The sequence below is a fragment of the Patulibacter minatonensis DSM 18081 genome (assembly GCF_000519325.1).
In the GTDB taxonomy this organism is placed as follows: domain Bacteria; phylum Actinomycetota; class Thermoleophilia; order Solirubrobacterales; family Solirubrobacteraceae; genus Patulibacter; species Patulibacter minatonensis.
Map to the genome: position 1 here is coordinate 1558827 of NZ_KI912613.1, position 18552 is coordinate 1577378.

The 18552-nt window shown below is 75.2% G+C and carries 14 protein-coding genes and 1 pseudogene; 13 read left to right on the forward strand and 2 right to left on the reverse strand.

Annotated features, from left to right (window positions below; genetic code table 11):
* Positions 1–71: 71 nt before the first annotated feature.
* From PATMI_RS0107085 to PATMI_RS0107115, 7 genes are all read left to right on the forward strand, one after another.
* The gene (locus tag PATMI_RS0107085; RefSeq protein WP_026910375.1) at positions 72–791 is read left to right on the forward strand and encodes a hypothetical protein; all 720 of its coding nucleotides are present in this window, start codon (positions 72–74) and stop codon (positions 789–791) included.
* A gap of 155 nt (positions 792–946) precedes the next feature.
* Entirely contained in the window at positions 947–1885 is a 939-nt protein-coding gene (locus PATMI_RS28140) for a CE1 family esterase (protein ID WP_051471168.1), read from the forward strand.
* A gap of 86 nt (positions 1886–1971) precedes the next feature.
* Positions 1972–2799 carry a glycosyltransferase family 2 protein gene (locus PATMI_RS28145; RefSeq protein ID WP_051471169.1) on the forward strand — a complete coding sequence of 276 codons (828 nt, stop codon included), beginning with the start codon at positions 1972–1974 and terminating at the stop codon, positions 2797–2799.
* Positions 2800–2803: 4 nt separating this feature from the next.
* On the forward strand, positions 2804–4594 hold the full coding sequence (locus PATMI_RS0107100) for an ArnT family glycosyltransferase (protein WP_026910376.1): 1791 nt from the start codon (positions 2804–2806) through the stop codon (positions 4592–4594).
* Between the two features lie 10 nt (positions 4595–4604).
* Entirely contained in the window at positions 4605–5303 is a 699-nt protein-coding gene (locus PATMI_RS0107105; protein WP_026910377.1) for a response regulator transcription factor, read from the forward strand.
* A complete protein-coding gene (locus PATMI_RS0107110; RefSeq protein WP_026910378.1) occupies positions 5300–6685 on the forward strand; it encodes a HAMP domain-containing sensor histidine kinase in 1386 nt (461 codons plus the stop codon). Before PATMI_RS0107105 ends, PATMI_RS0107110 begins: the two co-directional genes overlap by 4 nt.
* 51 nt (positions 6686–6736) lie before the next feature.
* Positions 6737–8404: a glycosyltransferase family 39 protein gene (locus PATMI_RS0107115; protein WP_026910379.1), complete on the forward strand. Its 1668-nt coding sequence runs from the start codon at positions 6737–6739 to the stop codon at positions 8402–8404.
* A gap of 24 nt (positions 8405–8428) precedes the next feature.
* Here the strand turns inward: PATMI_RS0107115 and PATMI_RS34075 are convergent, their stop codons facing one another.
* Together PATMI_RS34075 and PATMI_RS0107125 are read right to left on the reverse strand one after the other, a co-directional pair.
* Entirely contained in the window at positions 8429–9088 is a 660-nt protein-coding gene (locus tag PATMI_RS34075; protein ID WP_051471170.1) for a phosphatase PAP2 family protein, read from the reverse strand.
* 9 nt (positions 9089–9097) lie between these two features.
* A complete protein-coding gene (locus PATMI_RS0107125) occupies positions 9098–9934 on the reverse strand; it encodes an undecaprenyl-diphosphate phosphatase (protein WP_026910380.1) in 837 nt (278 codons plus the stop codon).
* Between the two features lie 239 nt (positions 9935–10173).
* Between PATMI_RS0107125 and PATMI_RS28155 the strand changes: the two genes are divergently transcribed.
* From PATMI_RS28155 to PATMI_RS0107155, 6 genes and pseudogenes are all read left to right on the forward strand, one after another.
* Complete coding sequence (locus tag PATMI_RS28155; RefSeq protein WP_036725407.1) at positions 10174–10764, forward strand: DedA family protein; 591 nt, start codon at positions 10174–10176, stop codon at positions 10762–10764.
* Positions 10765–10921: 157 nt separating this feature from the next.
* A complete protein-coding gene (locus PATMI_RS0107135) occupies positions 10922–13900 on the forward strand; it encodes a hypothetical protein (protein WP_026910381.1) in 2979 nt (992 codons plus the stop codon).
* A 238-nt stretch (positions 13901–14138) separates the two neighbouring features.
* On the forward strand, positions 14139–14900 hold the full coding sequence (locus PATMI_RS0107140; protein WP_026910382.1) for a 2,3-dihydro-2,3-dihydroxybenzoate dehydrogenase: 762 nt from the start codon (positions 14139–14141) through the stop codon (positions 14898–14900).
* A gap of 34 nt (positions 14901–14934) precedes the next feature.
* Positions 14935–16128, forward strand: coding sequence for an isochorismate synthase (locus PATMI_RS0107145; RefSeq protein WP_036727250.1), 1194 nt, complete (start codon positions 14935–14937; stop codon positions 16126–16128).
* Entirely contained in the window at positions 16125–17810 is a 1686-nt protein-coding gene (locus tag PATMI_RS0107150; RefSeq protein ID WP_026910384.1) for a (2,3-dihydroxybenzoyl)adenylate synthase, read from the forward strand. The genes PATMI_RS0107145 and PATMI_RS0107150 overlap by 4 nt, the downstream gene beginning before the upstream one ends.
* A gap of 76 nt (positions 17811–17886) precedes the next feature.
* Positions 17887–18516: pseudogene (locus PATMI_RS0107155) on the forward strand (isochorismatase family protein); the annotation flags it as partial.
* Positions 18517–18552: the final 36 nt, after the last annotated feature.

The window sequence follows — 18552 nt, forward strand, 5'->3', positions numbered from 1 at the left end:
CGGCGTGTCCCAACAGGACGCCAACCTGCGCTCCACGGCCACCAACCGGGGCGTCGGTAGATCTCCGGGGCATGACCACGAGACCCGTCCCGCCCGCCGCCACGACCCTCGCCCTGCCGGTCGCCGCAGCCCTCGCGCTCGGCGTCACCGGGTGCGGGTCCGGGGCCACCGCGTCGCCCGCCGGGTCGTCGCCGCCCGCCACGAACGCGGCCGCCAGGTCGACGGCCGCGGCCCCCGCGAGCCGGACCCAGAGCGCCGACGCGGTCGCGCGGATCGTCGCCGGCCACTACGACGCGGAGACGAACGGGCACGCGGTGCACAAGCAGCTCCGGAACGTCATCCACGACCCCGGGCTTGTGGCGGCGCTGGCCGCGGACGACCTCCCCGCCGCCCGCGCGGCCGCTGCGCGCCTCACCGTCGGAAAGGCGCACATCAGCCGGCTCCAGGTCCGCCGTGGCGGAAGGAAGGTCGTCGACGTCGGCGTGCCGTTCTGCGTCGCCGGCCCGTCGGCGACGATCCGCGCCGCCGACGGGCGGTCGCTCGGCGTGGCGACGGTCTCGATCCAGGACGAGATCGGTGTCGTGCGGCTGCTGCACCGCCACAACCCCGCGCACGTCTTCATCAAGGGCGCGTCGGGCACCGCACGGACCTCCCTGCAGCCCGCCCGCCACGTGCGGCTCCCGACGCGCGGCACGGTCGCGATCCAGGGTCGGCGCTACGCCGTGACGTCGTTCCGGCGTTGGGCGCTCGACCACGAGCGCGTGCGGATCTTCATCCTCGCGCAGCGCTGACGGGCGGCCGCCCGGACCGCGCCCGCTCCCGGCCCGCCGGTGCAGGCCCCGACCGCGGTCGACCCGGCCGTCCAGCGCCACCGTGCCGGAGGCGTCGTCGTGGCGCGCCCGGACCACCCGGATCCGTCCCGCACGGGACGGCCTACCCTCCAGCGATGTCGCGCGCCACGTCACGGGTCCGGTCGCCACCGGTCGTCGCCGCGGCGTTGCTCGTCGTCGTCGCCGCGGCGGTGGCCCTCGTCGCCGCGGTCGTCCCCCGCGCGTCCGCCGGCGCGGACCCGACGTCGTGCGCGGCCGCGACACCGGCGGGCGGCGCGACCTATGGTCTCGAGGTCCCCGCCGGCCCGCTCCCGATGCGCGTGCTCGTGCACGTCCCGCGCCGACCGGCCGGGCGACGGCTCCCACTCGTCCTGGCGTTCCACGGCGCCGGGGCCGACGGCGCGCAGTTCCGCCGGTACTCGGGGCTCGCCGCGCTCGCGGACCGCGCCGGCTTCGCGGTCGCGTTCCCGACCGCCCCGGCCCCCACGCGCTCGTGGCAGCTGTTCGACCAGCCCGGATCGGGTCGCGACGACGTCGCGGCCGTCGGCCGGGCGCTCGACGCGGTCCTGGGTCGCAGCTGCGTCGACCCGGGCCGCGTGTTCGCGACCGGCGTCTCCAACGGCGGCGGCTTCACCGCCCGGCTCGGCTGCGCCCTGCCGGAGCGCATCGCGGGCATCGCACCCGTCGCCGGGGGCTACCGCGCCGTCGCCCGGTGCCCCGCGGGCCGGCCGGTCTCGGTCCTCGAGATCCACGGCACCGAGGACCACGTCGTGCCGTACCGCGGTGGCGAGGAGACCGACTTCCGTGGCGCCGTGCTCCCGTACCTGCGCGTCTGGGCCGCCCGCGACGGGTGCGGTCCCCACGGGATCGTCACGCGCCGGCCCGGCGTCCTCGTCCGCTGGCGGTGGGCCGGCTGCGCACCCGGGATCCGGGTCCGTCACGTCGCGATCGTCGGCGGCCGGCACAGCTGGTCGGGAGGGACGCCCCGGGACGCCGGACCCAACCCGCTCTCCGCCGCCGAGGAGGTCTGGCGCTTCTTCCGGAGCCCCGGGTGACGCGACGCACGCACCGCGGAGCGTCCTAACCGGACGCCAACAGTCGGCCAACCGCGGCGAACGGGCATCGGCGGAAGGTGGCGGTCATGGCCACCACCGCACACCACCCCGCCGGCGCCGACCCGCAGCCGATCGTCCCGCTCGACCCGGCGGTGGGCGTCCGCGCCCGGCGCCTGGTGCGGCCGGCCGACGCGCACGCCCCGCTCCTGCGCAGCGTGACGATCGTCCTCCCGTGCTTCGACGAGGCCGAGAACGTCGCGGCGGCGATCGCGGCGGCGAAGCGCGCCGGCGCGATGTCGGCGGTCGACTACGAGGTCGTCGTCGTGGACGACGGCAGCACGGACGCGACGTGCGCGATCGCGGGGGCGATCGTCTCCGACGACCCGCACGTCCGGCTCATCGTCCACACCCGCAACCGCGGGTACGGCGACGCGGTTCGGTCGGGCATCGAGGCCGCCCGGATGGACTGGGTCCTCCTGACGGACGCGGACCTCCAGTTCGACCTCGACGAGCTCCGCGACCTCGTGCCGCTGACCGCCGACGGCGACGTCGTGTGGGGGTGGCGGATCGACCGCCGGGACTCCGCGCGGCGCCGGGCGGCCGCGGCGGTCTGGAACGGCGTCGTCCGGACCCTCTTCGCCCTCCCGGTCCGGGACGTCGACTGCGCCTTCAAGCTCATCCGCCGCGATCTCCTGCGCGACGTCCACCTGGTCTCCAGCGGCGCGATGATCAGCACCGAGCTGCTCGTCCGCTGCCGGGCCGCGGGCGCCCGCGTCGTCGAGGCCGGCGTCCACCACCATCCGCGGGTCGCGGGCGAGGAGTCGGGTGGCGACCCGAGGGTCATCCTCCGCGCGCTGCGCGAGCTCGCGTCGACGTACCCCGCGCTGCGCGCGCTCCGGGTCCGGTCGGTCTGAGGCGATGGGCACGACGCTCGCACCGGAGCGGCCGGTCGCCCCCCGGGGCGGCGCCGCCCCACCGACCGCGGAGCCCGGGGCGTCCGAGGCGACGCCGACGGTCGACCGGCGAGCCGCCCTCGCGGGGCTCGCCGTCGTCTGCGTCCTCGCCGCCGTGCTGCGGTTCTGGGCGTTCGGGCGCGTCGACGGCACGCCGTTCTACGACGCGGCCGTCCGCTCGATGGGGAGCTCCTGGCACGACTTCTTCTACGGCGCGATCGAGCCGGGGGGCCGGGTCGCGATCGACAAGACCCCGGTCGACCTCTGGCTCCAGGTGGCGAGCACCAAGGTCCTCGGCTTCTCGAGCGTCAGCCTCCGCCTGCCCCAGGCGGTCTGCGGGGTGCTCGCCGTCCCGCTGCTCTTCGACGTCGTCCGCCGCGGCTTCGGCGACCGGGTCGGCCTGGCCGCCGCGCTCGCGCTCGCGGTCCTGCCGGTCGCGGTCCTCACGAGCCGGTCGGACACGATGGACACGGTGATGGGCACGCTCCTGCTCCTCGCCGTCTGGGTCGTCGTGCGCGCCCGGCCGGAGCGTCGCGCCCGCGCCGTCGTGCTCGCCGGCGCGATCGCCGGCCTCGCGTTCGAGGTCAAGCTCTTCCAGGCGGTCGTCGGCCTCCCGGCGATCGCGCTCCTCGGCCTGCTCGCGGTCCCGGGCACGCTCCGTCGCCGACTCGGGGTCACCGCGCTCGCCGGCCTCGCGTTCCTCGTCGTCGCCGCGGCCTGGCCCGTCGTCGCCACCGTGCTGCCGGGCGGCCACCCGGTGCCGCTCGGCTCGAAGGACGGCTCGATCGCGAGCGTCCTCCTGGGCTACAACGGCCTGGACCGCCTCGGCGCACCGACCAGCGGCAACGGGTCGGCGAACCTCACGAGCCTCCTCCGGGACGGGAGCGGATCGCCGCTCGCCCCGCTGGTCGGGATCGAGCTGGCGGCCGCCCTCGTCGTCGGGACGCTCGCCGCCCTGGTGACCGGGATCCGCGGGGGGCGGGCGCTGCCGGCCGTCGTCCGCGGCCTCGCGCGGGGCGACGTCGCCGGCGCGCTGCCCGAGGATCCCGCGGCGCTCCGCCGCGTCCTGGTCGGCACCGCGCTGGCCGTCTGGTTCCTCACCGGTCTCCTCGTCTTCTCGGCGATGGGCCAGCTGCGCCCGCGGTACCTCGAGGCGTTCACGCCCGCGCTCGCCGGAGTGCTCGGCGTCGGGCTCGTCGTGCTCGCGGACCGGGCCCTCGGGGCGCGGCGTCGCGTCGCGGCCGTCGTCGTCGCCGTCGTGCTCGCCGCGGTCCTCGCCGCACCGGTCGCCGAGAGCGCACGCCTGGTCCGCACCGGTGCCGGGGACTCGGGGACGGCCGGACGACTGCCCGCGCCGGTCGTCGCACGGCTGAGCGCGTACCTCCGCGCCCACCAGGGCGCCGGCGTCCGCTTCCAGGTCGCGAGCTCCGGCATCACGACGGTCGCCCCGCTGATCGTCCGCGACGGCCGGCCCGTGCTCGTCCTGGGCGGGATCGGGGCCCGGCCGCTGGTCACGCTGCCGGCGCTGCGCTCCGCGATCGCCGCCGGGCAGGTCCGGTTCGTGCTGGCGGGCGCCGGCCCCGCGCGTCTCGGGACGATCCGCTGGGTCCAGCGGCACGGGACCGACGTCAGCGCCGCGGCCGGACTCCCGCGGCGGGTCCGCCTCTACCGGGTCGACGGGCCCGGCGTGGCCGGGCGATCGGGGACCACCGCGGCCCCGGGAGCGGCACGCGCCGTCGTCCCGGGCCGCCGGTAGCGTGCGGCCGATGGCGACCGAGACGCTCGACATCCTCGTCGTCGACGACGAGTCCGAGCTGCGGGAGCAGATCCGCCGCCTGTTCGAGCGGGACGGCCATCGCGTGATGGCCGTCAGCGACGGGCGCTCCGCGATCGACCACGCCAGCACCACGGCGTTCGACATCGTCCTGCTCGACGTCGCCCTGGGCGCGGGCCCGGACGGCTACGAGGTCTGCCGGACGCTGCGCGAGCGGCACAACATCGTGCCCGTGATCATGCTGACCGCCCTGGACTCCGAGGCCGACGCGGTGCTCGGCCTCGAGTCCGGCGCCGACGACTACGTCACGAAGCCGTTCGGTCCCGCCGAGCTGCGCAGCCGGATCAAGGCCGTGCTCCGCCGCGCCGGCAGCCGCGCGATCGGCGAGGACGTCCTGCGCGTCGGCCCCCTGGTGCTCGACCGCACCAGGCGCTCCGTGACCGTTCGCGACGCGCCGGTCGAGCTGACGTTCTCGGAGTTCGAGCTCCTCGAGGTCCTGATGACGAACCCCGGCGTGCTCCACAACCGCCAGGAGCTGCTGCGGGCGATCTGGGGCGACAACGCGTACCGCGACCCGCGCGGGATCGACGTCCACGTCCGCCACCTGCGCCAGAAGCTCGAGGTCGTGCCCGAGCGCCCCGAGCTCGTGCTGACCGTGCGCGGGGTCGGCTACCGGCTGCAGGGTCCGTGAGGCGCCTCCGCGGCCTCCGCGGCCGCTTCGCCCTGGCGCTGATGGGCGTCAGCGCGCTGACGCTGGCGATCACGGCCGCGCTGCTCCTGATCCCGCTCGACCGGGCGCTCCGGGACGACGCCGTCCGGACCCTCGCCGAGTCCGCGCGCGCCTCGCGGTCGACGGTGCGCGAGCTCCCGCCGTCCGCCTACCGCGCCGACTCGCGACGCCTGCGCCGCGTGCTGATCACGATCCGCCGGCAGACCGCCGCGGACGCCGCGGTGTACGACGCCCGGGCCGCGCTCGTGGTGTCGACCGACGTCGACGACCTCGCCCGCAGCCCGGTCGCCGGCCGTGCGATCGCGGCGGGCTCGACCGTGCGGTTCGAGCGCGCGCCGGGGGACGACGCCGACGAGGCGGCGGTCGCCACGCCGTTCACGGTGGAGGACCGGCGCTACGTGCTCGTCATGCACCGGTCGCTGAACGACCTGCCGGCCGTCCAGCACGTGGTCCGCCAGGCCCTCCTGGTCGCGGCCGGGATCGCGCTCCTGATCGCGCTCGTCGTCGGGCTCGTCCTCGCATCGCGGCTCGTCGCCCGGGTCACGGCGCTCCGGGACACCGCGCTGCGCGTCTCCGACGCCGGCATGGTCGTCGAGGTCCGCCCCGACGACGCACGCGACGAGATCGGCGACCTCACCCGCGCGTTCGCGGCGATGCAGCAGCAGCTCCGCGACCAGGAGGACGCGCGCCGCACGTTCGTGGCGACCGCGTCCCACGAGCTGCGCACCCCGCTCGCGTCCCTGCTCCTGATGCTCCACGCGACCTCGGAGGACCTCGCGGACGATCCGCCGGACCTCGACGAGGCCCGGCGGCAGGTGGGTCGCGCGCTCGGGCAGACCGAGCGCCTGACGCGGCTCTCGGCGACGCTCCTGGACCTCAGCCGCCTCGACGCCCGGCTGCCGCTGCGCGCGGAGCCGGTCGAGCTCGGCGAGCTCGCGCGGTCGATCGTCGCCGAGTTCCCGGTCGAGCTCGGCGTCCGCCTCCACGCCGAGGACGACCTGTGGTGCACCGCGGATCCCGGCAGCGTCGCGCAGGTGGTGCGGGTGCTCGTGGACAACGCCGCGCTGCACGGCGCGGCGCCGATCGTCGTCACCGCCGGCGCCGGGCCCGGGCGCGCGGTGCTCACCGTCGAGGACGGGGGGCCCGGCGTCCGCGCCGACGAGGCCGTCAGGATCTTCGGCCGGTTCGAGCGCGGGAACGAGGCGGGGGACTCCGGGTCCGGTCTCGGCCTCGCGATCGGACGGGAGCTCGCGGTGCGGATGGGCGGCGACCTCCGTCTGGAGCCCGGCGGGAACGGCGCGCGGTTCGTCCTGGAGCTCCCCTCCACCGACGTCCCAACCTGACGCCAACACCAGCACAAGGTCCGCCAACCGGGGGCGTCCGAGACTGGGTCGGTGACCGACACCGTGTCCTCCCGCCCGACGTCCCGGTCGGTCTCGATCGCGCTGCCCTGGGCGACCCTGGCGGTCGTGGCGGTGTGCGTCTTCGGCGTCGTGCTCCGGGCGTGGGACTTCTCGCGCACACCGCCCAACCCGTTCTACGACGCCGCCGTGCGCTCGATGGGCCTCTCGTGGCACAACTTCTTCTACGGCGCGTTCGAGCCCGGCGGGTCGGTCTCGGTCGACAAGGCCCCGATCGACCTCTGGCTGCAGGTGGCCAGCACGAAGCTCCTGGGGTTCTCGTCGGTCACGCTCCGCCTGCCGCAGGTGATCGCGGGCAGTCTCGCGATCCCGCTCCTCTACGACCTCGTGCGCCGGGGGTTCGGGCGACGTGCCGGGCTCGTCGCCGCGTCCGCGCTGGCCGTGCTCCCGATCGCGGTCCTGACCAGCCGCTCCGACACGATGGACACGCTGATGGGGACGGTGCTCCTCGCGGCGCTGTGGACGATCGCGGCGGCGCCCCCGGAGCGGCGCCGGCGGGCGGTGGTCGGTGCGGGGGCACTGGCCGGGCTCGCGTTCGAGATCAAGCTCTTCCAGGCGATGGTCGCGATCCCGGCGATCGCCGCGATGGCGTGGTGGGCGCTCGACGACCTCCCGAGCCGCCGGATCCGGACGCTGCAGCACGCCGCGATCGCCTTCGTGGTCGTCGCCGCCGCATGGCCGGTCGCGGCCTCCCTCGCTCCCGGGCACCACCCGTTCCCGCTGGGGGCGACCGACGGGACGATCGCGAACGTGATCCTGATCTACAACGGCCTGGACCGCCTGGGCTACCCCGCGGCCGGCGCGCTGAACGTCGTCCCCCCGGGGCCCTTCCGGCTGCTGACGACCACGCACCCCGACTACCTGGGGATGATCGGCACCGTCCTCGTACCCGCGCTGCTCCTCGGCGGGCTCGCGATCCGCTCCGCCGCCGTCGCGCGGAAGCGCACGCGCACGCCCCGCGCGCTCGACCCGGCGGCCCGGACCCGCGTGGCCGTCGGCGTCGGCATCGGCGTCTGGCTGCTCTGCGGCTTCCTCCTGTTCAGCGTCCAGGGCCGGGTGCGGATGCGGTACCTGGAGGCGTTCACGCCGTCGGTGGCCGCGACCTTCGGCATCGGGCTGAGCGCCTGGATCGGCGCGCTGGCGCGACGCCACGACTGGCGGCCCCACGTGAGCACGTACGTCGTCGCGCTGCTGACCGCCGGGCTGCTGGCGGCTCCGCTCCTCACGTCGATGCGGCTCGTGCGCACCGGCGCGGAGGACTCGCAGACGCTCGGCGCGATCCCCGCGGCGCAGGTCGAGTCCGTGAGCCGCTACCTCCACGCCCACCAGCCCGGCGCGCGGTACGAGTTCGCCAGCTCGGGGAGCATCGTTGCCGGCCCGCTGATCGCCCGCGACGGCGAGCCGGTCCTGATGCTCACGGGCTGGTGGGGACGACAGCAGACGACCCCCGCGCAGCTCGAGGCGAAGGTCCGCACCGGCGAGGTCCGCCACCTGCTCCTCGACGAGACGGGCTGCCGGTCCCCGCACGACGCCTCGTGCTCCCCGGTGATGCGCTGGGCGCTCGCCCACGCGACCGACGTCAGCGCGCAGGCGGGTCTGGCCGCGAACCCGTTCCGCCGTCTCGTGCGCCTGCACGTCTGACGGCCACCGGCGGGCGCACGAGCGTCACGTCGCCCGACGTCCCCGCAGCAGCAGCGCGACGACGAGCAGCGCGCACGCCGCCCCGAGCGCCCAGCCGGCGAGCACGTCGGTCGGGGAGTGCACGCCGAGGACGACCCGCGACACCCCGACGAGCAGCACGACCACCGCTCCGGCGGCCAGGACGATCCGGCGCGACGGGCCGCTCGCGCCCCGCCGGGCGTACGCGAGCACGAGCGCCAGCGCGAGCCAGCCGGCCGCCGACTGCGTGCTGTGCCCGGAGGGGAAGCCGCTGCTGGTGGCCGCGACCTCGTGGAGCGCCAGCGGCGGACGCGGTCGACCGACGATCGCCTTCCCGACGCCGGACGCCAGTGCACCGAGCCACAGCGCGAGCAGCGGCGCCGCGGCCGCCACGGGCCCGAGGACGCGCGTGGCCGCGAGGAGCACCCCGACGACCGCGAGCACCACCCCGACGACGTAGCCGTTGCCGAGGTCGGTGACGACCTTCGCGACGTCGACGATCCCCGACGTCCGCCGGTCGGCGATCCACCGGACGACGTCCGTGTCCCACCGCGTGACGCCGGTCCCCGGCGAGGTCACGAGCAGCCCGAGCCCGACGATCAGCGCGAGCGCGAGCGCGACGAGCGGGAGGGGGCGGAGGACGATCCGCGGGACGGGGGAGGCCATCGCGTCCGATCAGGTGGGGGAGAGGGCGCCCGCGCCGACGAGGACGAGGACGATCGTGCCGAGGGCGATGCGGTAGGTGATGAACACGCCGAGGCCGTGGCGGGCGATGAAGCCGAGGAGCCAGGCGACCGCGGCGTAGCCGACGACGAAGGACACGGCGGTGGCGAGGATCGTGGGGCCCCAGCCGATGCCGCCGGAGATGTTCGACGCCTCGCTCGCGACCTGCAGCAGCGTCGCGCCGACGAGGGCCGGCATCGCGAGGAAGAACGAGAGGCGGGTCACGGCGACGCGGTCGATGCCGCGCAGCAGGCCGGCGGACATCGTGGCGCCGGACCGCGAGACGCCGGGGATGAGGGCGAGGCACTGCGCGACGCCGATCGCGAGGGTGTCGCGCCACGTGACGTCGTCCTCGCCCCGCCGTTGCGTGCCGACGCGGTCCGCGAACCACATCACCCCGGAGAACAGGATGAGCGCCGAGCCGACGAACCACAGGGACCGCAGCGTCGTCTCGATCTGATCCTTGAACGCGACGCCGATGATGCCGATCGGGATCGACCCGATCAGGATCGCGAGCGCGAACCGGAAGTCCCGGGTCCGGCGCTCCGACGGCGTCCGGAGGCCCCGGAGGAACGACCCGACGAGCCGGAGCACGTCGTCGCGGAGGTAGAGCACCGTCGCCAGCACGGCACCGACCTGGATGATCGCCGTGAACGCCGTCACGTCCGGGTCGTCGAGCTTGAACCCCATGATCTTCTCGGCGATCGTGAGGTGCCCGGTCGACGAGATCGGGAGGAACTCGGTGAGACCCTCGAGGCCGCCGAGGATCACGGCCTCCCACAGGTGCATCGAGGCGCTCACGAGCTCGAGCCCCCGGCAGGACGGTGGGCAGGACGGACGGGCGCCGGTGTTCGGCGGGCGGTGCGCATGGGACCACTGTGGGGACACCAGATGAGCCCAACATGAGAGGACCGCGGGCGGGTCGCCGCGCGGGCGGGTGCCCGCGCGACAGTGCGGTGCTCCGTGCGCGCACCACGTCCGCCCGCCGCTCTCATCGACCGTTCATCGGGCCGGGGCATCCTCGGGACGTGCTGATCCCGATCCCGTCGTCCCTCGGCTATCCGGCGCTCGCCGGGCTGATCCTCGGCGAGTCCGCAGGCCTGCCGCTGCCGGGCGAGACCGCCCTCCTGACCGCGGGTGGCCTCGTCGCCGGCGGTCACCTGTCGCTGCCGCTCGTGATCCTCGTGGCCGCGGTCGCGGCGACCCTCGGCGACACGCTCGGCTACATGCTCGGCCGGCGGGGCGGACGGGCGTTCCTCCTGCGCGACGGACGGTTCTCGGGCCACCGGCGCGCGGCCGTCGCGAAGGCCGACGCGTTCTTCGCGCGCCACGGCGTCGTCGCCGTCTTCCTCGGCCGGTGGGTCCCCGGGGTCCGGATCGTCGCGGCGCTGACGGCCGGCGCGGCCCGGATGCCGTGGCCGCGGTTCGCGATCGCCAACGCCACCGGTGCCCTGGCGTGGGCCGCCTCGGTCGCAGCGCTGGCGATGCTCGCCGGACCGCAGTGGTCGTTCGCGCTCGTGGTCGGCGGGCTCGCGCTCGCGCCCGTCACGGCGGCGATCGCCTGGTGGCGCGTGCGTCGTGCGCGCCGCACGGCCGAGATCGCGTCGGTCGCCGGCTGAGGACCCCGGGGAGCGGCGACCGGCCCCGCCCGCTCGGTGTGTGGCACCCCGCCGCTCCCAGTGTAAGGTAATCCTAAGAATTAGGAAACCCTTCTTCGGGCGGGGTTAGGGTCACCTGGCAATTCTGGGTCCCTCCGGGCCCATGACGAGGAGACTCATGAGTTCCACCAACGTGGCGATCCACCGCGGCCTGACGGCCGCGGTGTCGGTCGCATCAGCGCTGGGGGTGGCCGCCGTGGCCGCCGGTCCAGCGCACGCCTCCGACGCCGTCTTCCAGCTCGGCGGCACGCCGAGCCTGACGGCCCAGACCAGCGACTACGCCTTCACCGGCAGCAGCATCCACCTCGAGGGCACGGGCTGGACCGGCCCGAGCGCGAGCGTCGGCCAGTGCGTCGCGATCAAGCTGGGGACCGGAAGCGGCGCCTCGGGCGTCGCGGCCGCGACGGCGACGAAGCAGGCCACGCCCCCGACCCCGACCGGGTCCTGCACCGGGCAGTCCGCCGCGTCGCTCGACGCCTGGGCCCTCGTGCCCGCCGCCGCCGACGGCACGATCTCGGCCGACGTCCCGTTCCCCACCGCGGCCAACAGCACGGGCCCGGCCGTCGCCGACGCCGACTGGGCCGCGGGGACCACCCACCACCTCCGGATCCTCGGCGGCGCCGTCAACGGCGGCGACCCGCGCTCCGGCTACCTGAACTTCACCGTCGCGGCCCCGGCCACCACGCCGACCATCCAGCCGTCGACCCCGTCGGTGAACGCCTCGACCGGCGTCGTCACGACGACCCTCGCCGGGTCCGGCTTCCCGGGTGGCGAGAAGCTGACGGCCAAGCTCGGCAGCACCGCGCTGACCTTCACCGCGACCCGCGGCGCGACCCCCGGCCCGACGTACACCGTGCCGGCGAGCGGCACGTTCTCCGGCGTCACCCTGACCCTGCCGACGGGCACGCGTGCCGGGCAGTACACGGTCGACATCACGCGCGACACCGCCGGCGCCGCGCCCTACGCGCTGCCGATCACGGTGAACCCCACGGTCACGTGGAGCGGCGGCGTCAAGGCGGGCGCCACCGGCACCCTGACCCTCGCCAACCTGGCGAACGGCGCGACGGTCTCGTCGGTGAAGCTCGGCGACACGACCGTCGCGAGCGGTCTGACGGCCGACGGCGCCGGCGTGGCGACCGCGAGCTACAGCATCCCGGCGGGCACCACCCCCGGCCAGGTCGCGCTGACGATCGCCCAGACCGCCCCGGCGGCGACGACGTACTCGATCAGCACCACGGTCTACCCGGACGAGACGCCGTTCGGTGCCGCCCGCTTCACGCTGAAGTCCGACACGAACAGCCCGGCGCTCTACCAGGGCCTCTACCAGACGTCCTACAGCGACACCGAGCACGCCCTCTTCGCCACCGCGGCCAGCGGCACCGGCACCTCGGAGGACGGCTACCTCTACAAGCTCGACCCCGTCACGTTGGACAAGCTCGCGAGCGTCCACCCGAAGGACGTGACCGACCTCGACGGCGTCGCCGGCCGGGCCCCGTACGGCGTCGGCGTCGACGACGTCAACGGCACCGTCTGGGTCACGAACACCCGCACCACGGGCGTCGCCGTCTACCGGGCGAGCGACCTCAAGCTGCTGAAGCAGTACCCGGCGTCGACGATCACGCACCCGCGTGACGCCGTCTACGACCCCAAGACCAACCGGGTCTACGTCAGCTCCGCCAGCGAGGGCGCAACCGGCAACGGCTACGTCTCGGTCTTCGAGGGCGGGGACAACGACGGGAACGGCAAGCCGTACGAGAAGATCAAGGACGTCCAGACCGGGCCGCGCAGCGACTTCAACCCGGTCTCCCTCGCGCTCGACAACGGCACGCTCGTGTCGCCCAGCCTGTCGAGCAACAAGGTCGCCGTCATCGACACCGCGAAGTCCGTGACGTCCCCCGCGGCCACCGCCGGAACCCTCGACGATGCCGTGAAGCTCGTCGAGATCGGCGCGCACTCGACGGCGGGCAACGGGCGCGGCGCCTCCGGCATCGCCTACGACGACCAGGACCACCGGATCTTCGTCGCCAGCCAGAACGACAACGCGGTGTTCGTCGCGGACTCCCGCACCGGCGAGCTCCTGAAGACGGTGCCGACCGGGCAGCAGACCCTGAACGTCGCCTACGACAGCGTCCACAAGCTCGCCTACGTCACGAACTTCGGCGGCACGTCGGTGACGGTCCTCGACAAGGACGGCAACAAGGTCGCCGCGCTGCCGATCACGCGGTCCAACCACGTGGCCGTGAACCACGCGGGCGAGGCGTTCGTGGTCGACAAGAACGCCACCGGCACGACGAACAAGGTCTGGCGGATCACGCCGCGCCTCGAGACCGTCGGCGGCGTCGACGTGCTCGACCCGCGCGGGACGAGCGTGACGGGCAGCGCCGACACCACGCCGCTGGCCATCACGGTGAAGGCCGGTGCCTCCGCGATCCACGTCGAGGGGACGAACTTCCGGACGGCGGACGGGACGAGCGGCTCGAAGATCGCGGTCAAGGCCGGGAGCGCCTCGAGCTCGCCGATCGTCGCCACGGTCGACGCGTCCGACGACGGCACCTGGTCCGCCGACGTGCCGTTGCCCGACGGGTGGGCCGCCGGGGACACCGGGCGTCATCTCCGACTCCTGACCGGTGCCCTGAAGACGGGGGACACCGCCCGCTCGATCGCGATCAAGGTCACGCTCGAGGCCGCGGCGCCGCCGGCCGACACCGGTGGCGGCTCCCCGGACACGGGCGGATCCGGCGGCGACGCCGCCCCGGTGCCGCCCGCGACGACCACCACGACGACGCCGCCCGCGGCGGTCCCGGCCCCCGCACAGGACCTCGCGGCGAAGATCGCCAAGGCGGCGAAGCAGGTGACTGCGACGACGAAGAAGGTCGCGACCTACCGGGCGGCGGTCAAGGCGGCCCAGAAGCAGGTCGCGACGGCGAAGAAGGCGACGAAGAAGGGCTCGAAGAAGCAGCGGGCCGCCGCGAAGAAGCGGGTGACGGCCCTGCAGAAGCGGGTGACGGCCGCGAAGAAGAAGGTCGCGACCGCGACGAAGCAGCTCGCGAAGGACAAGCGCGCGCTGGCGGGCCTGAAGGCCAAGGCCAAGGGCTGAGTCACCGGCGGCGTGGGCCCCTCGGGTCCAGCGCCGCCGGGGCGCGCCGAGCGTTCGCCGGGTCAATCGGTCCCCGATCGACCGACCCCGTGCGGACGCCACGTGTCGCCCTGCCACTCCTTAGGTGACCCGACATGTTCTTGACAGGACGGATAGGGTCCCCTAAGCGACGAGTGCGGTCGCCGGCCGATCCCGCGGCCTCCAGGACACCGCCGATCCACCCTTCCCGGGAGCTCCCATCACCGCACCGACCAACACGGTCGCCCTGGTCACCGGGGCGGCCCAGGGCATAGGCGCCGCCGTCGCCCGAGGCCTCGCCGCGGACGCCCTGCGCGTGGTCGCGACCGATTGCGACGGGGCCGCAGCGCGCGCCGTCACCGCGTCGATCCGATCAGCCGTCGGACTGGAGCTCGACGTCACCGACCGCCCGGCGGTCCTCGCCGCCGTCGAGCACGTCGAGGCGGAGGTCGGGCCGATCGGGATCCTCGTCAACGTCGCCGGCGTGCTCGTCCCGGGCGCGGTCGTCGACACCGAGGACGACGCGTGGGACCGGATGTTCGCCGTGAACACGACGGGCGTCTTCCTCGTCTCCCGCGCCGTGGCGCGCCGCATGGTGCCGCGCGGCGCCGGGTCGATCGTCACGGTGGCGTCGAACGCGGCCGGCGTCCCGCGCGTCGGCATGGCCGCGTACGGCGCGTCGAAGGCCGCGTCGGCGTCGTTCACCCGCAGCCTCGGCCTCGAGCTCGCGCCCCACGGGATCCGCTGCAACGTCGTCGCCCCCGGCTCGACCGACACGCCGATGCTCCGCGAGCTCGGCCCCGACGCCGAGGACCGCGTGATCGCCGGCGACCCCGCGACCTTCAAGACCGGCATCCCCCTCGGCCGGATCGCCGCCCCGGACGACGTCGCCGACGCCGTCCGCTTCCTGGTCTCCGACCGGGCGCGGCACATCACCATGCACGACCTCTACGTGGACGGCGGGGCGACGCTCCGTGGGTGACACCGCCGCCACCGCGCCCGACACCGGAGCACGCATGAGCACGACGATCGCCGTCCAGACCGCCGAGCAGCTGCTGGCGGAGCACCTCCCGGGCCGCTCGTACTTCGGGTCCCGGCGCGGGGCGCTCCTCGCCGAGGGCGAGCGCGCCGTCCTGGGACCAGGCCGACCCGAGGACCTGGTCGCCGACGCCGAGCGCCTGCTCGCCGACGCGGCGGACGGCGATCCCGCCGCGATCCTGCTCGGCGCGCTGCCGTTCTCCCCGGGCGGGACCGCCCGCGTGTTCGTGCCCGAGCACGTCCGCCACGGCGCCGCCCTGCCGATCCCCGACGCGATCGCGGCCGCCGTCGCCCCGCGCCCGACCCCCGCCGTCGACGAGCCCTCGCGGGGATGGCACGTCCGCCCGCTGCCGTCCCCGGCCACCTACGCCGCCGCCGTCGACGAGGCCGTCCGCCGGCTCGCGGGCCCCGGTCCGCTCGAGAAGGTCGTCCTCGCTCGGGCCCTCGAGCTCACGGCCCCGGGCCCGATCGACGTCCGCGCGCTGCTGCGCCGCCTGGCCCTGCGCGATCCGCACGCCTACGCGTTCGCCCTCGACCTCGGCGCCGGCGCGACGCTGGTGGGCGCGAGCCCGGAGCTCCTCGTCTCCCGCCACGGCGACGTCGTGGTCGCCCGGCCGCTCGCGGGCTCGACGCCCCGGCGGCCCGATCCCGGCGACGACCACGCGGCCGCCGCGGCGCTGTTCCGCTCGGCGAAGGACCGCGCCGAGCACGCGCTCGTGGTCGACGACGTCGCCGCGACGCTCCGGCCGCTCTGCGCCGACCTCGACGTCCCGCGGGAGCCGTCCCTCGTGCGCACCAACGCGATGTGGCACCTCGCGACCACCGTCGTCGGCCGCCTGGGCGACCCGGGGATCACCTCGCTGGCGCTCGCCGAGGCGATGCACCCCACGCCCGCCGTCTGCGGCACGCCGGAGCCCGAGGCCGCGGCGCTGATCGCCGAGGTCGAGCCGTTCGACCGCGGCCCGTACGCCGGGACGGTCGGCTGGCAGGACGCGTCGGGCGACGGCGAGTGGGTCGTGACGATCCGCTGCGGCGTCGCGCAGGACGACCGGCTCCGCGTCTTCGCGGGAGCGGGCGTCGTGGCGGCGTCCCGCGGAACGGACGAGCTCGCCGAGACCCAGGCGAAGTTCCGGACGTTCCTGTCGGCGCTCGGCGTGGAGGAGGGGCGATGAGCCCGGAGCAGGACGCGGGCCGGGTCCTCGACGGCGTCGTCCCGTGGCCGCCCGCGCTGGCCGAGCGCTGGCGCGCCCTCGGCTACTGGCGCGGCGAGACCTTCGGCGGCATGCTCCGCGATCGCGCGATCGACCACCCCGACCGCCTCGCGCTGGTCGCGGGCGAGGACCGCTGGACCTACGGCGAGCTCGACGCCCGGGCCGACCGGCTCGCCGTCGGGTTCCGGTCGATCGGCGTCGCGCCCGGCGACCGCGTGGTCGTGCAGCTCGGCAACGTCGCCGCGTTCGTCGAGATCGTCTTCGGGCTCTTCCGCATCGGCGCCCTGCCCGTGTTCGCGCTGCCGCCCCACCGGCGCACCGAGATCGTCTCGTTCTGCGAGCAGGCCGAGGCCGTCGCGTACGTGATCGGCGCGCGCGACGGGGCCTTCGATCCGCGGACCCTCGCCGCCGAGGTCCAGCGCGACGTCCCCGGGCTCGCGCACGTCGTGGTCGCCGGCGACGCGAGTACGCCGCCACACGCGCTGCGCCCGTTCGTGTCGCTCGAGTCGGTGCGGGCGCCGGCGGGCGCAACGCCGGCTGCCGAGGACGCGCCGCAGCCGTCCGACGTCGCGTTCCTCCAGCTGTCGGGCGGCAGCACCGGCGTGCCCAAGCTCATCCCGCGCACGCACGACGAGTACCTCTACACGCTGCGCCGCAGCGCCGAGGTCTGCGGCCTCGACGGCGAGGGCGTCTACATGGCGACGCTGCCGGCGGCCCACAACTTCCCGCTCAGCTCGCCGGGGATCATGGGCGCCTTCCACGCCGGCTCCCGCGTGGTGCTGGCGCCGTCGCCCGATCCCGACACCGCGCTCGGACTGATCGCGGCGGAGGGCGTGACGATCACCGGCATCGTGCCGCCGCTGGCGCTCGTCTGGCTCGACGCGGTCGAGGCCGGGACGTCGACCCACGACCTCTCGTCGCTCCGGGTCCTGCAGGTCGGCGGCGCGAAGTTCAGCGCCGAGGCCGCCCGCCGCGTGCGGCCGGTGCTCGGCTGCACGCTGCAGCAGGTCTTCGGGATGGCGGAGGGCCTCGTCTGTTACACCGGCCTGGACGACGACGAGGAGACGATCGTCACCACCCAGGGTCGGCCGATGGCCGAGCACGACGAGATCCTCGCCGTCGACGACGACGACGAGCCCGTCGCGGACGGCGACGTCGGGTCGCTCCTGACCCGCGGGCCGTACACGATCCAGGGCTACTACCGGGCCGACGAGCACAACGCCCGCGCGTTCACCCCGGACGGCTGGTACCGGACGGGCGACCTCGTCCGCATCCGCCGCGACGGCCGGGTCGTCGTCGAGGGCCGCGACAAGGACCAGATCAACCGCGGCGGCGAGAAGATCGCGGCCGAGGAGGTCGAGAACCACCTGCTCGCGCACCCCGCCGTGCACGACGCGGCCGTCGTCGCGATGCCCGACCCGTACCTCGGCGAGCGCACCTGCGCCTTCGTCGTGCTGCGGGAAGGCGCGTCGGCGCGGGCGCCCGAGCTCCGCCGCTTCGTCCGCGAACGCGGGCTCGCGGAGTTCAAGGTCCCCGACCGCGTCGAGCTCGTCGACGCCTTCCCCCGCACGAACGTCGGGAAGGTCAGCAAGAAGGACCTCCGCGCCGACATCGCCCGCCGGCTCGAGCCGGCCGACACCTGACCGGCGCCGACGCGCCGCCACCGACCCTCGCAGCACCCGCCCGATCCCCGACCCACCCGAACGACGAGACCGCACCATGGCCATGGCCAAGATCGCCCCCTACGCGCTGCCGGACGCCTCCGAGCTCCCGCAGAACCGCGTCGCATGGCGCGTCGACCCCGCACGCGCCGTCCTGCTCGTCCACGACATGCAGAACTACTTCGTCGACGCCTACACGGCGGGCGCGGGTCCGCTCGACGTCGTGATCCCGCGGATCGACGGCCTGCGTCGCGCAGCAGCGGCGGAGGGCGTCCCCGTCGTCTTCTCGGCCCAGCCGCCGCACCAGCACCCCGACGACCGGGGGCTCCTCACCGACTTCTGGGGCGCGGGCCTCGGCGCCGGGGAGGACGACCACCGGATCGTCGACGCGCTGCAGCCGCACGAGGGCGATCAGGTGCTCACGAAGTGGCGGTACAGCGCGTTCCAGCGGACCGACCTGCGCGAGCGGATGCGGGCCGCCGGCCGCGACCAGCTGATCATCACCGGCATCTACGCGCACATCGGCTGCCTGATGACCGCCTGCGAGGCCTTCATGCAGGACGTGCAGGCGTTCTTCGTCGCGGACGCCGTCGCCGACTTCACGCTCGAGGACCACCGGATGGCACTGCGGTGGGCGGCGGAGCGGTGCGCGGTGACGACCACGGCGGGGGCCGTGACCGAGCAGCTGGGGAGCCGGGCGCAGGTCCGCGCGTAGGGGCACGCC